General features: G+C 50.9%; 16 protein-coding genes. All 16 read left to right on the top strand.

The features are described 5' to 3' along the window. Positions 1–15: 15 nt before the first annotated feature. The 16 genes from thpR (at position 16) to O1721_RS07670 (ending at position 14,241) form a co-directional block, all read left to right on the top strand. Entirely contained in the window at positions 16–570 is a 555-nt protein-coding gene (gene thpR, locus O1721_RS07745; RefSeq protein ID WP_003856249.1) for an RNA 2',3'-cyclic phosphodiesterase, read from the top strand. Further along, positions 560–1,264 (top strand): DNA/RNA nuclease SfsA, encoded by a 705-nt coding sequence (sfsA, locus tag O1721_RS07740; RefSeq protein ID WP_017694492.1) that lies wholly within the window; start codon positions 560–562, stop codon positions 1,262–1,264. Before thpR ends, sfsA begins: the two co-directional genes overlap by 11 nt. 176 nt (positions 1,265–1,440) lie before the next feature. Further along, the gene (dksA, locus tag O1721_RS07735; protein WP_001155232.1) at positions 1,441–1,896 is read left to right on the top strand and encodes an RNA polymerase-binding protein DksA; all 456 of its coding nucleotides are present in this window, start codon (positions 1,441–1,443) and stop codon (positions 1,894–1,896) included. Between the two features lie 59 nt (positions 1,897–1,955). After that, positions 1,956–2,846 carry a tRNA glutamyl-Q(34) synthetase GluQRS gene (gene gluQRS, locus O1721_RS07730; RefSeq protein ID WP_032647293.1) on the top strand — a complete coding sequence of 297 codons (891 nt, stop codon included), beginning with the start codon at positions 1,956–1,958 and terminating at the stop codon, positions 2,844–2,846. Between the two features lie 42 nt (positions 2,847–2,888). Then, positions 2,889–4,286: a polynucleotide adenylyltransferase PcnB gene (pcnB, locus tag O1721_RS07725; RefSeq protein ID WP_026080645.1), complete on the top strand. Its 1,398-nt coding sequence runs from the start codon at positions 2,889–2,891 to the stop codon at positions 4,284–4,286. Then, positions 4,283–4,762, top strand: a complete 480-nt coding sequence (gene folK, locus O1721_RS07720; protein WP_015572706.1) for a 2-amino-4-hydroxy-6-hydroxymethyldihydropteridine diphosphokinase — start codon at positions 4,283–4,285, stop codon at positions 4,760–4,762. Before pcnB ends, folK begins: the two co-directional genes overlap by 4 nt. A 123-nt stretch (positions 4,763–4,885) precedes the next feature. After that, complete coding sequence (panB, locus tag O1721_RS07715) at positions 4,886–5,677, top strand: 3-methyl-2-oxobutanoate hydroxymethyltransferase (protein ID WP_015572705.1); 792 nt, start codon at positions 4,886–4,888, stop codon at positions 5,675–5,677. A gap of 11 nt (positions 5,678–5,688) precedes the next feature. Beyond that, the gene (panC, locus tag O1721_RS07710; RefSeq protein WP_003856282.1) at positions 5,689–6,540 is read left to right on the top strand and encodes a pantoate--beta-alanine ligase; all 852 of its coding nucleotides are present in this window, start codon (positions 5,689–5,691) and stop codon (positions 6,538–6,540) included. A 32-nt stretch (positions 6,541–6,572) separates the two neighbouring features. Then, positions 6,573–6,953, top strand: coding sequence for an aspartate 1-decarboxylase (panD, locus tag O1721_RS07705; protein WP_003856284.1), 381 nt, complete (start codon positions 6,573–6,575; stop codon positions 6,951–6,953). 277 nt (positions 6,954–7,230) lie between these two features. Further along, entirely contained in the window at positions 7,231–7,839 is a 609-nt protein-coding gene (locus O1721_RS07700; RefSeq protein WP_032647291.1) for a fimbrial protein, read from the top strand. An 80-nt stretch (positions 7,840–7,919) separates the two neighbouring features. Beyond that, a complete protein-coding gene (locus tag O1721_RS07695; protein ID WP_032647289.1) occupies positions 7,920–8,663 on the top strand; it encodes a fimbrial chaperone in 744 nt (247 codons plus the stop codon). A gap of 81 nt (positions 8,664–8,744) precedes the next feature. Beyond that, entirely contained in the window at positions 8,745–11,336 is a 2,592-nt protein-coding gene (locus tag O1721_RS07690; protein ID WP_032647287.1) for an outer membrane usher protein, read from the top strand. Positions 11,337–11,364: 28 nt separating this feature from the next. Continuing rightward, positions 11,365–11,940, top strand: coding sequence for a fimbrial protein (locus O1721_RS07685; protein WP_032647286.1), 576 nt, complete (start codon positions 11,365–11,367; stop codon positions 11,938–11,940). 26 nt (positions 11,941–11,966) lie between these two features. Further along, positions 11,967–12,530, top strand: coding sequence for a fimbrial protein (locus tag O1721_RS07680; protein WP_032647284.1), 564 nt, complete (start codon positions 11,967–11,969; stop codon positions 12,528–12,530). Positions 12,531–12,544: 14 nt separating this feature from the next. Beyond that, on the top strand, positions 12,545–13,153 hold the full coding sequence (locus O1721_RS07675; protein WP_032647281.1) for a fimbrial-like protein: 609 nt from the start codon (positions 12,545–12,547) through the stop codon (positions 13,151–13,153). An 11-nt stretch (positions 13,154–13,164) separates the two neighbouring features. After that, the gene (locus O1721_RS07670) at positions 13,165–14,241 is read left to right on the top strand and encodes a fimbrial protein StkG (protein WP_032647279.1); all 1,077 of its coding nucleotides are present in this window, start codon (positions 13,165–13,167) and stop codon (positions 14,239–14,241) included. The last annotated feature ends 1 nt before the right edge of the window (position 14,242 follow it).

Raw genomic sequence — 14,242 nt, 5'->3', positions numbered from 1 at the left:
TACCGAGTCTTGCGCATGTCTGAGTCAAAACGGCTATTCTTCGCCATTGAATTACCCACCACGCTTCAACGGCAGATTGTTCGCTGGCGCGCCAGCCACTTCCCCGCGGAAGCGGGCCGCCCCGTCGTCGCCGCCAATATGCACCTGACGTTAGCCTTTCTTGGTGAAGTAAGCGCTGAAAAGCAGCGCGCGTTAAGCGCAATGGCCGGACGCATTTCGCAGCCGGGGTTTACGCTGCATCTTGACGATGCCGGGCAATGGCTGCGCTCTCGGGTGGTCTGGCTGGGGACGCGGCAGCCCCCTCGCGGACTGCTACAGCTCGCCAACATGCTGCGGGCGCAGGCCGCGCGCAGCGGCTGTTATCAGAGCCCGCAGCCGTTTCATCCCCACATTACCCTGCTGCGCGACGCGGGTCAGGCCGTTGCCATCCCGCCACCGGGCTTTCACTGGTCCTTTCAGGTGAATGAATTTGCGCTGTACGAATCTGCCTTTGTACAAGGACGCACCCGCTATACTCCGCTCCAGCGCTGGACGCTGGGCGACACGTTAAGGAATCCTGATGAAGTTTAGCCCTGCACTCCAGCCCGCCACGCTGATCCAGCGTTACAAACGCTTTCTCGCTGACGTGATCACCCCTGAGGGCGAAACGCTCACGCTGCACTGCCCTAACACCGGCGCCATGACCGGTTGCGCCACGCCGGGTGACACGGTCTGGTATTCCACATCAGAAAATACTAAACGCAAATATCCTCATACCTGGGAAATGACCGAGACGCAAAGCGGGGCATTTATTTGCGTGAATACCCTGCGCGCAAATCAGCTGGTTAAGGAAGCCCTGACAAATGGAATGCTTCCTGAACTGGTGGGTTACGGCACGCAAAAAAGCGAAGTGAAATATGGCGATGAAGGCAGCAGAATTGATTTTATGTTACAGGCGGAAGACCGCCCTGAGTGCTATATTGAAGTGAAATCAGTGACGTTAGCGGAACAGGAAAACGGCTTCTTTCCGGATGCGGTAACGCTACGTGGCCAGAAGCATCTGCGAGAGCTAATGAGTGTAGCGGCGGCGGGCAAGCGCGCCGTGTTGCTGTTTGCGGTTCTGCATTCAGCCATTGAACGGTTTTCCCCGGCCCGTCATATTGATCCTAAATACGCGCAATTGTTGAATGAGGCACAAAAGCAGGGGGTAGAGATTTTCGCTTATAAAGCGGAACTTTCTGCCGATAATATGACTCTGAGATCCTCTCTTCCCATTGTCTTATAAGGGATTAGACGATTGACTAATAAGTGTTCTGGCCGCGTGCGCAAATACGCTTTTCCTCACAGGGTTGTCAAGTGTTACGTTTAGATAATTGCCATACGGAAAAGCATCTGCTATTTATAGCGACCTGATTTTTCCCCCAACACGGGGATCGATAGTGCGTGTTAAGGAGAAGCAACATGCAAGAAGGGCAAAACCGTAAAACATCGTCCCTGAGTATTCTCGCCATCGCTGGGGTGGAGCCGTATCAAGAGAAGCCGGGCGAAGAGTATATGAACGAAGCCCAGCTGTCGCACTTCAAGCGTATTCTTGAAGCATGGCGTAATCAACTCAGGGATGAAGTCGATCGCACCGTTACACATATGCAGGATGAAGCTGCTAACTTCCCGGACCCGGTTGACCGTGCCGCTCAGGAAGAAGAGTTCAGCCTCGAACTGCGTAACCGTGACCGCGAGCGCAAACTGATCAAAAAGATCGAAAAAACGCTGAAGAAGGTCGAGGACGAAGATTTTGGCTACTGCGAATCCTGCGGTGTTGAAATCGGTATTCGTCGCCTGGAAGCGCGTCCAACAGCCGATCTGTGCATCGACTGTAAAACGCTGGCAGAAATCCGCGAAAAACAGATGGCTGGCTAACGCCTGCCCTCTCACTACTCTGCTAAGGCGGGAGTCTCTCCCGCCTTGTTACCGTTGATATGTCTGAATCTCACTATATCGGGCGCTTTGCGCCATCTCCCTCCGGTGAATTACACTTCGGCTCATTAATTGCCGCGCTTGGCAGCTACCTACAGGCTCGCGCCCGTCAGGGTAAATGGCTGGTCCGCATTGAAGATATCGATCCTCCGCGTGAAGTTCCCGGTGCAGCAGAAACTATTCTGCGTCAGCTGGAACATTACGGTCTTCACTGGGACGACGACGTACTCTGGCAGTCTCAACGCCATGATGCCTACCGTGAACGTCTGGCGTGGCTTGCTGAACAGGGCCTTTCCTATAACTGCACCTGCACGCGGGCGCGTATTCAGAGCGTAGGTGGCGTTTATGACGGCCACTGCCGCACGCGGCACAACGGTCCTGAGAATGCCGCCGTACGGCTAATACAGCGTTCTCCGGTGACGCAGTTTACCGACGTTCTCTCAGGAACAATTCAGGCGGATGAACGCCTGGCGCGTGAAGATTTTATTATTCACCGTCGTGATGGTTTGTTTGCCTATAACCTGGCGGTGGTTGTCGATGACCATTTCCAGGGCGTCACGGAAATCGTACGCGGGGCGGATCTGGTTGAGCCTACCGTGCGGCAAATATCGCTTTACCAGCAGTTTGGCTGGGCGGTGCCGGATTACATCCATCTGCCGCTGGCAGTCAATGAACGGGGAAATAAGCTATCGAAACAGAATCATGCCCCGGCGCTGCCTGAGGGCGATCCGCGCCCGGTTTTGATCGACGCGCTGCGATTTCTCAACCAGAATGTAACGCAGGAATGGCAGGATCTGAGTCTGGATGAATTGCTGAAAACGGCCATTGCTGACTGGGCGCTTATGGCCGTGCCAAAAATCCAGCATTCTCAAATGCGTTGCGCTGAGCTATGATTAGCCGCTTTTTTGATAACAAAACACACTACGAGGTGTACTATTTTTACCCGAGTCGCTAATTTTTGCCGTAAAGTGCTGAGCCGCGAAGAGAGCATGGCGAACGACGCTATTGCACAGCCACACATGTCGGTCATTCCGCGTGAGCAGCACAATATTTCCCGCAAAGATATCAGTGAAAATGCCCTCAAGGTGCTCTATCGTCTGAATAAAGCAGGCTACGAGGCCTATCTCGTCGGCGGCGGGGTGCGCGATTTACTGCTGGGCAAAAAACCAAAAGATTTCGACGTGACGACCAGCGCCACGCCTGAGCAGGTGCGTAAATTATTCCGCAACTGCCGTCTGGTTGGCCGCCGTTTCCGTCTGGCGCACGTGATGTTTGGACCGGAAATTATTGAAGTGGCGACCTTCCGCGGTCACCACGAAGCGGGCGTTAACGATCGCACGACTTCCCAGCGCGGCCAAAACGGCATGCTGCTGCGTGACAACATCTTCGGCTCTATTGAAGAAGATGCTCAGCGTCGCGATTTCACCATCAACAGCCTTTACTACAGCGTGGCGGATTTTACCGTGCGCGATTACGTCGGCGGTATGCAGGATCTGAAAGACGGCCTGATTCGCCTGATCGGCACGCCGGAAACGCGCTATCGCGAAGATCCGGTCCGAATGCTGCGCGCCGTGCGTTTCGCCGCCAAGCTGAACATGCGTATCAGCCCGGAAACCGCAGAGCCGATCCCGCGCCTGGCGACGCTGATCAACGACGTACCCCCTGCCCGTCTGTTTGAGGAGTCGTTAAAGCTGCTCCAGGCAGGCTACGGGTTTGAAACCTACAACCTGCTGCGTGAATACAACCTGTTCCAGCCGCTGTTCCCGACCATTACCCGCTACTTCACCGAAAACGGTGACAGCGCAATGGAGCGGATAATTGCGCAGGTGCTGAAGAACACCGATACCCGTATTCATAACGATATGCGCGTGAATCCGGCGTTCCTGTTCGCGGCCATGTTCTGGTATCCGCTGCTGGAAACGGCGCAGCGCATTACCCAGGAGAGCGGTCTCGCCTATTATGATGCGTTCGCGCTGGCGGCAAACGACGTGCTGGACGAAGGCTGTCGCACGCTGGCGATCCCGAAACGTATTACCACGCTGGTGCGTGATATCTGGCAGCTTCAGCTGCGTATGTCCCGCCGTCAGGGTAAACGCGCCTGGAAGCTGATGGAGCATCCTAAGTTCCGCGCCGCGTTCGATCTGCTCTCTCTGCGTGCTGAAGTTGAAAGGAACCCGGAACTACAGCGCCTGGCGCAGTGGTGGGGCGAGTTTCAGGTTTCTGCGCCACCGGAGCAAAAAGATATGCTTACGGATCTGGATGATGAACCGGCACCGCGCCGTCGTCACCGTCGCCCGCGCAAACGCGCACCGCGTCGTGAAGGTACGGCATGACCCTTGCGTATATCGCCATCGGCAGCAATCTGGCCTCTCCGCTGGAGCAGGTTAACGCTGCCGTGCAGGCTCTGGGAGAGATCCCCCAAAGCCGCATCGTCGCGCTGTCCTCATTTTACCGTACGCCGCCGCTCGGCCCGCAGGATCAACCTGATTATCTGAACGCCGCCGTGGTGCTGGAAACGACCCTTGACGCAGAAACGCTGCTGGATAATACCCAGCGTATTGAGCTACAGCAGGGTCGTGTCCGCAAAGCCGAACGCTGGGGACCGCGCACGCTCGATCTCGATATTATGCTTTTCGGTCACGAGGTGATTAACACCGAACGCCTCACCGTTCCGCATTACGACATGAAAAACCGCGGGTTTATGCTCTGGCCACTGTTTGAAGTCGCGCCCGATCTCACCTTCCCTGACGGCTCCTCGCTGCAAGCCGTTCTGCAAAATCTCAACGCGGATAAACCGGCCCGCTGGTAATCCCGCCTCTGCATCGATTAACCCTTCATTATTTGCGGTTAATCGATTGCCTAAAATCATTGTTCCCTCGAATGTTACTGTTAGAATGCGCAAAGATTCGCTTTTGGGCCATCAGGAAACAGTATGAAACCAACCACCATCTCCTTATTGCAGAAATGCAAACAGGAAAAAAAACGCTTCGCCACTATCACCGCGTATGACTACAGCTTCGCAAAACTGTTTGCCGAAGAAGGGATCAACGTCATGCTGGTCGGAGACTCGTTAGGGATGACGGTACAAGGACATGATTCCACTCTGCCGGTCACGGTCGAGGATATTGCTTACCATACCCGCGCCGTGCGCCGGGGTGCCCCCGCCTGCCTGCTGCTTTCCGATCTGCCGTTTATGGCGTATGCCACCCCGGAACAGGCCTTCGAAAATGCAGCGACAGTGATGCGCGCTGGCGCCAATATGGTCAAAATCGAAGGCGGCGCCTGGCTGGTCGATACGGTGAAAATGCTCACCGACCGCGCCGTGCCGGTTTGTGGTCATTTGGGGCTGACGCCGCAGTCGGTCAACATCTTTGGCGGATATAAGGTGCAGGGCCGAGGCGATGCGGCGCAGACGCTGTTTGATGATGCCGTGGCGCTGGAAGCCGCGGGCGCGCAGCTGCTGGTGCTGGAGTGTGTGCCGGTTGAGCTGGCTAAGCGTATCACTGAGGCGCTGTCGATTCCGGTGATCGGCATCGGCGCGGGTAACGTCACCGATGGCCAGATTCTGGTCATGCACGACGCCTTTGGGATCACCGGTGGCCATATTCCAAAATTTGCTAAAAATTTCCTGTCAGAAGCAGGCGACATGCGTGCTGCTGTGCGGCAGTATATTGCCGAGGTTGAGTCCGGCGTTTATCCGGGCGAAGAACACAGTTTCCATTAAGGAGTCCAGGTGTGCTAATCATAGAAACCCTGCCGCTGCTGCGTCAGCATATTCGTCGGGCGCGTCAGGAAGGTAAACGTATCGCCCTTGTTCCAACCATGGGCAACCTGCACGACGGCCATATGAAGCTGGTCGATGAAGCGAGAGCCCGGGCAGATATCGTGGTGGTCAGTATCTTCGTTAACCCGATGCAGTTCGATCGCGAAGACGATCTGGCGCGCTACCCACGTACCTTGCAGGAAGATTGCGAGAAGCTCAAAAAACGTCATGCGGATATCGTCTTCGCACCGGCACCCGCTGATGTGTATCCCCAGGGCACCACTGAATCGACCTACGTCGACGTGCCGGGTATTTCGACCATGCTGGAGGGCGCCAGCCGCCCGGGCCATTTCCGTGGCGTCTCCACCATCGTCAGCAAGCTGTTTAACCTGGTGCAGCCGGACATCGCCTGCTTTGGCGAGAAAGATTTCCAGCAGCTGGCGCTGATCCGCAAGATGGTCGCGGATATGGGTTACGACATCGAGATCGTCGGCGTACCGATTGTGCGTGCGAAAGATGGCCTGGCGCTCAGTTCCCGTAACGGCTATCTGACCGCCGAACAGCGTAAAATTGCGCCGGGCTTAAGCAAAGTCATGAATACGATGGCAGAGCAACTGCTGGCAAAAGAGTTAACAGCAGAAGAGATTATCGCCCTGGCTGAACAGGCGCTGAACGAGAAAGGTCTTCGTGCTGACGACGTTCAAATTCGGGATGCCGATACGCTTCTGGCACTTACAGAGACCAGCAAACGTGCGGTAATTCTGGTGGCGGCATGGCTCGGCCAGGCCCGCCTTATCGATAACAAAGTGGTTGAGCTGGCGTAGTTTTTCTACCCGGAAGATGAAAGGTAAACGTAATGATTCGCAAAATGCTGCAAGGTAAACTTCACCGTGTGAAAGTCACTCAGGCCGACCTGCATTATGAAGGCTCCTGCGCGATCGACCAGGATTTTCTCGACGCGGCGGGTATTCTCGAAAACGAAGCCATTGATATCTGGAACGTAAATAACGGCAAACGCTTCTCTACCTACGCCATTGCCGCTGAGCGCGGGTCCAAAATCATCTCCGTCAACGGGGCGGCGGCGCACTGCGCGGACGTAGGCGATATCGTGATTATCGCCAGCTTTGTCATGATGTCTGACGAAGAAGCGCGTCGCTGGCAGCCAAAAGTAGCCTACTTTGAAGGCGACAATGAGATGAAACGTACCGCGAAGGCGATTCCGGTGCAGGTTGCCTGATAATATTTATCCCACGACCCATTCCTGTGCATTTATTAAATGAATGGGTCTTTAAAAAGCATTTATTGAATTAATATCCAAACTCTCCCCGCACAACCAGACAAACACATCATATTGATAACAAATAATTTTAAATTTACTAAACTATTCATTTAGTTTAAATCACGCACAATATCTACATTTCATTGAGATTAACAATATAATTCGCCACGAAATTTAATTTCAAATAAAAGCTTTACGGGCACTTATTATTTACTCAACGAATATGGATATTGAAATGATTTCTAAAAAATATGGTTTGGCAATTGCTATGGCAAGCGTTCTGGCTGCGGGTTCAGCGGTAGCAGCAGATTCTGACACCGGGACTATTACTTTCCACGGCATGGTTTCTAACAACACTTGCCAGGTCTCCCTTGACCAGAAAATCAACCAAGACGGTAACGATTTTGACGTAACGCTGGACACCGTATTTGTGCGTGATTTCGCAAACGCACTGGGTAGCACCAGCACCCTGGGTGAAAAGAAATTCAGCCTTTCACTGACCGGTTGTGATACCGCAACTGTGAAGAAAGCATCTGCACAGTTCTCTTCCTGGGCTGGATCCTCTTCTACCGAAGGCGGTCTGCTGGTTCCACCAAGCAATGCTCAGGGTTCAGCTAAGAACGTTAACCTGGTGCTGTCAAACGACGGTAACTCAGCTACCGATCAGATCAAAATTGACCAGACTAACAACTCCCAGAAAGCAACCATCGATGGAACTTCTGGCGCAGGAAACCTGTACTACCGCGTAGCGTACACGCAGGGTCAGGGTTGGGATGCAACAAGTAATCCAGTTTCTGCTGGTACCGTGCAGGCACAGGTTGCCTTCACCATGATTTACGAATAAGAGATTCGTAAACTTTAAATTAAGCAATCCTTCATGGTGAGTGAGGGATTGCTTGTGTAATTCCAAAAGGAAGTGGAAAAATGTCTCATTCAGTCTGCATTAAAAGTTTTCAAGCCGTATTGCTCGCAACTGCCGTTTTGGCCACATCGAATGCAAGTGCGGATATTGTTATTTCCGGCACCCGTATTATCTATCCACAGTCATCGAAGGATGTTGTTGTTAATCTCGATAACCATGGAACCAAACCGCTTTTGGTTCAAACCTGGCTTGATGATGGGCGTGATGGCGTAAATCCGGAAGAGTTAAAGCTTCCTTTTATCATTACCCCTCCAGTATCCCGTATTGACCCGAAAAAAGGCCAATCCGTACGTATTACCTACACAGGTACACCTTTACCACAGGATCGTGAATCGCTTTTCTGGTTCAATGTCCTGGAGATTCCACCAAAATCAAAAGCTGCGGATAAAGAGAATCTTAACCAGCTTCAGCAGGCATTCAGAACACGTATTAAATTCTTTTACCGTCCTGACGGGTTAAAAGGCTCGGCAGGTGAAGCAGCTGAGCATTTGACATGGACGCAGAAAAAAGAAGGAAACGCGGTTAAGCTTGTTGCCCATAATAATTCACCGTATAACGTCTCCGTTTCGGCGGTAACCATTAAAGCCAGTCAAAAAACATACGACGTTGATCATAAGGCCGTTCCACCGTTCAGTGATACCACAATGACGGTTAAAGGTTTAGCTTCTGCCGTAAATGGTAAAGTAGAGTTTGATTCTATTAATGACTATGGCGGCACAGACCATCACGAAGCGGGACTAAAATAGAGCACCCTTTAATACATATAATAATTAATAGCATTAACTCTGTGGAGAGCACCCTCTCTGCACTGATTAAGTGGATGTGCCATGTTATTTAAACGTTCTCTTTTATGTCTTACGATAAGTGCAGCATTGCCTTTTTATGCCTGTGCAGAAAATATCACGCCAGCAAAAGATCTGCCTGATAATGAAGAAGAGGTCGAGTTTAACGATCAATTTCTTTTAAATGGCAGCGCTAATATTGATATTAATCGTTTTTCACATGGCAACCCGGTTTTACCGGGGACCTATCGCACTAAGATCAACCTGAACGGTAAACTGAAGTCCACCGTGGAGGTCACGTTTAAAGATAACGGAACACCTCGTGCGACCCCGTGCATAACAAAACTGCTGCTGTCACAATCGGGTGTCGACATCAGCACATTGCCTGACGGACCGGAAGACGATGAAACCTGCGTCGATATTAAAAAATCTTTCGCTGGCGCTACGGTTAGCTATGACAGTGGCAAGCAGGCTATGGATTTTAATTTTCCCCAGATTTATGTGCTGAAACGCCCGGCGGGCTATGTCGATCCATCGTTGTGGGATAACGGGATTCCTGCCGCTCTGCTCTCTTATGACATGAACGGCTGGCGTAGCGAGAACAACGGCAGTACATCAGAAAGTGCATATGTAGGGTTACGCTATGGCCTGAATATGGGGCCATGGCGCCTGCGCTCGCGTGGCAATTTTAACTGGGACAAAGATAGCGGCACAAAATACTCCAGTCAGGATGTCTATTTGCAGCGCGATATCACACCGTTGAGTGCCCAGTTTGTCATCGGCGACTCTTACACGCGTGGCGAGGCATTTAACTCTATGAGCCTGCGCGGCGCACGCATGTACAGTGACGATCGCATGCTGCCAATGGGGTCCACAGGCTACGCGCCTGTCATTCGGGGTGTCGCGAACAGTAACGCGAAGGTCAGCGTCACGCAGAGCGGCAATAAGATTTATGAAACCTCGGTGCCACCAGGCGCGTTTGAAATAAACGACCTGAGTACCACAGGTTACGGAAATGATTTACTGGTAACGATTGAAGAAGCTGATGGCAGCAAACGCTCCTTTACCGTACCCTTTTCATCCGTCACGCAGATGCTCCGTCCGGGAGCCTCTCGCTGGGACGTCGGTTTAGGTGAATTAAATGACGATTCACTGATTGATGCGCCTAAAGTGGGTTACGGTACGCTTTACTATGGCCTGAATAATACGTTCACGGGTTATATTGGCGCGCAATATACCGACATGGATTTTTATGCCGGTATTCTCGGCGTGGCAATGAACACCCCTGTTGGTGCGTTTGCATTCGACGTTACGCAATCTTATGCAGATATTGAGGGGCTGGATAAATTAAGCGGGCAAAGTTATCGTTTAACCTACAGCAAAATGATTGAGTCGACGAATACTTCCTTTAACGTTGCGGCTTATCGTTTCTCGACGGAAGACTACCTGACGCTTAACGATGCGGCGCAACTTCAGGACAGTATTAGGCACCAGAAGTACTCAAACCGTAGCTATGACTCAAACGAAGCGTTATATGCAGACTATCAGCGCACCAAAAACCAGGTGCAAATTAGTCTTAACCAACCGCTGACCTCCGGAGAAGACAATTTTGGCTCCCTGTATGTAAGCGGCACCTGGCAGGATTACTGGAACGCGACGGGCTCTACTTCCAATTACAATATTGGGTATAACAATAGCTTCACCTACGGCAGCTACAGCTTGTCAATACAGCGAACCTATGATCAGAACGGCAAGAAAGACGACAGCGTTTATTTAAGCCTAAGCATTCCATTAAGTGTATTCTCAAAAGATAGAGGGAATGCCGGTGGATTCTCGAACATCAATATGGGATTACGTTCCGACCTTAAAGGCGGCACAAGTTTTAACACGTCCGCGGGTGGAAATACGCAAGATAATAAGGTGAGTTATTCCGTTAGCGCCTCGTCAAACAGTGGTAATTATGGTGACCTGAATCAGATAAGCGGCTACGGGTCCTATAACAGTGAATATGGCCCGCTGGGTTTATCTGCCTCTTTTGGTGATGACAACAGTAAACAATATTCTGCCTCCTATAACGGTGGCATGGTCATCCATTCAGGAGGTATTGCATTTGCGCCAGGGAGTATTGGTGACAACGATGCGCTGGCACTGGTCAAAGCGAGTGGTGCGAAAGGCGCCGGTATCGGCTTTGGTAACAGCGAAATAGGCAGTTCCGGCTATGGCATTCTGCCTTATATGTCTGCCTACCGTGAAAACCGCGTATACCTTGATATCAGCACGCTGGAAAACGACGTTGAAATTAAAAACACCAGTGAAATTACGGTTCCCCGCAGTGGTTCCGTTGTGCTGGTTGATTTTGCAACCGATGAAGGCCGTTCATTAATTTTAGAACTTAAGCGCACCGATAACGGATTTATTCCTTTAGGCGCTGATGTTTTAAATGAAAAAAATGAATCTATTGGCACCGTGGGACAGGCGGGGCAAGCCTATGTCCGCGGCGTTGAGGATGAAGGCACGCTTCATGTTGTCTGGGGAAGCGATAAAGACAGTAAATGTGACGTGCATTATAACGTCTCATCACATGCTCAAAAAGTAGGACTTACAACGGTGCTCAGCAATCAAGTGTGCCAGATGTAATTATTCGGGAAAATAGACGAGAGTTTGTATGAAAAAAAATCTTTATAGCCTGTCAGTCGTTGCCGTAACGATGCTGGCGTTATCAGGTTCGGCGCTCGCCGAGGGCACGAATCTCGATGTTAACTTTACGGCCAATATCCGTGAAACCACTTGTGATATGAAACTGATGGGCGGTACGGGTTCCGATACGGATCAAACACTGCTCATTGGTAACGGCGGCCAGGTGCGTCTCGACGATGTCAAAGCTGGCACCGCAAATGCCAATTTCAAAATTGTGATTGTTGAATGCCCGGCCTCTCTGACCTCACTGAAAGCCACGGTAAAAGGAAGCCAATCGGGTTATTTGCTTAGCGGCCTTGTTAATCAAAAACCAAAAGCCGATGGAGGCGCAGATTTCTCTGCTGTTGAAATTGCCAGAGCCAGCGCACCGGAGGCCCCTTTTATCATCAACTCTGACGATGATGCTAAGCGACTGGTCTGGAGTGCAACAGAAATCCAGAATAAAGAAGTTCCTTTAGTAGCCACAATACGTGAAACCAAAGTTAATAGCATGACAGTTGGTGATTTTGAGGCCGCGGCGACTTTTGAATTTAGCTACGAGTAATTGGTGCAGGAAAACGGAGCAACATTATGAAATTTAAATCTACTTTTATCGCCCTGTCCGTTTCTGCCCTTCTGTGTTCTGGAATGGCAAGTGCTGCAATTACAGGTACAGGCAGCGTTAAGATGACGTTTCAAACAAAGGTAGTATCAGGCACCTGTACAGCAAAAGTGCTCAACGGCGCAGGTACTGCATCGACTGAAATTGCATTTGGAGATGTCTACAAATCCGATCTGGTGAATAAAACCCGTGTCGAACCACTCAAAATTCGTTTTACCAACTGTTCTGGGGTAGCGAAGGCAACGGTCGCTGCCGCAAAAGGCGCTGGCGGAGAATGTAGTGGTACAGCCAAAAATGGCGACTCTTTCTCCGGCGGCTTAGCAACAGGCTTTGAAATCTGGTCTGGCGTTGTCGATACAGGCTTATTGATGAGCTGTAACACGCCACCGGCAGCTCAGGAAGTCACCATTACTGACGGCGCGGGTGAATTCCCAATGAACTCCCGAATTGTAGTCGGACAAGGCCAAACTATTGCTGATGTAGGCACTGGTGCCGTTACTGCGCCAGTAACCTTCACAGTCACCTATCAATAATTCCAGGAACCATTATGCAACAATCACCGTTTAATTTACACCAGCCCGGTCTTGTGTTGCTTATCGGTCTGGCTGGTAGCACTCTGCCTGGCGTAAGCCAGGCAGGTTCAGGTATGGATGTAAACCTGACAGCAAACATCGTTAATAATACCTGTCGGCTAAGCGTCGAAAACGGCGGAGAGATCACTTTGCCGACCGTGTCACGAGACTGGTTTTATAACAGCGACAAGAGCGATCGTTTATCGCCAAACGATGATGAAGCTGGAACGCCTTTTACGATCCACGTAGATGACTGCTACGCGAGCAGTACAGAAGGCGCAACGATTAACAAACTAAAATTTAGTTTTGCTCCGCAAAATGGTTTCTGGAGTAATCACAACCAGGTCTTTAAAAACGATGCCACAGCCGGTGCGGCTGAAAATGTGGGTATCGTTATTTTTTCAGATGCGTTCAAAACTAACGTCCTGAACAGCGACGGGACATCAAACGTTACTTACGATGTCAGTGGAAGTAGTGAGAACTATATAAAGGATTATGGATTTTACGCGCGTTATCAGAACGTTGGAACAATCACCAGCGGCGCTGTGATGAGTAATGTTCTGGTTAATGTCAGCTACGAATAAAGGGATTTAGAATGAAAAAATATCTCAGCATATTAGCGTTCGCGGCACTCGGAATGTCTGGCGCAGCAAAGGCTAATTTAGATGAGTGCAAATTTTACGGTAATGATGACTTGCAGATTATGTCTCCAGGTGCACAACCGGTTATCACTCCTCTGCCTGTGGGCACAGTAACAACTCCCATACAGATCAGTAATACGATCATTATGGAAACAACGCCTGCGTTAAAATCTCACTGTGCTGGGGGAAATGACGGTGAAAACACCTATCAGATTACCGACAACTCAATGCTGGCAGGCTACATAGATAACAAAGCCACCTTCCGGACGAATATTCCGGGTATTGTCTATACCCTGGCGATGTATCCCGATGGTAACGGCGTCACCGCGTGGTTCCCGCCCAACGCAGGGTCCTGGTATATGACCGCACCTGATGACGATCACGAAGAGCTGCTTGACGAAAAAACCTGGCATGTGCGCATGGAAATCTATCAAACCAATGGATTTCAGGGTGTTCCTTCGGATGTTAATTTTTTAACGGCCGGTGCAGGCCCGATTGGTCAGATCATTCTGGGCGATCCAAACGGTACTATTGAATCCGATCATCCTCGTCCCCATGTGAACATGAGCGAAATGTCATTCAGCATGCCATTAAATCGCCCGACCTGTGTCTTACGTGCGCCCACAACGGTAAACCTTGGTGACTGGTATCCCGCAGAAGTCGAAAACGGGAATACCAGCAAAGTCGAGTTCCATGTTACGGGTACATGTGTAAATACAACCGCGGTTTACTATACGTTATCCTCCACACATACCACCGCAGATAAAAAATATTTTACCAATACCGTCGAGAATACTGGTGGTGTTACTGCGGCAGGAGGCGTCGGCGTCATGATTACGGATTCTGAAAATGATCATTACCCCGTGCCGGCAGACAGTTACCAACGTGTCATTGCTATAGGAGAGGTTGTTGGGGATCCTGTTAGTATTATTGACAGATCACTTTGGGCCAGGTTGGTCAAAACCGGTAGCGATCCGGTAACCGTCGGTGTTTTCGGTACCACCGTGACCATTCAGACCACGTACGAATAAC

This window comes from Enterobacter cloacae complex sp. HYC033_NIDB, assembly GCF_056673335.1.
This window is presented reverse-complemented; position numbering and strand designations above follow the sequence as displayed.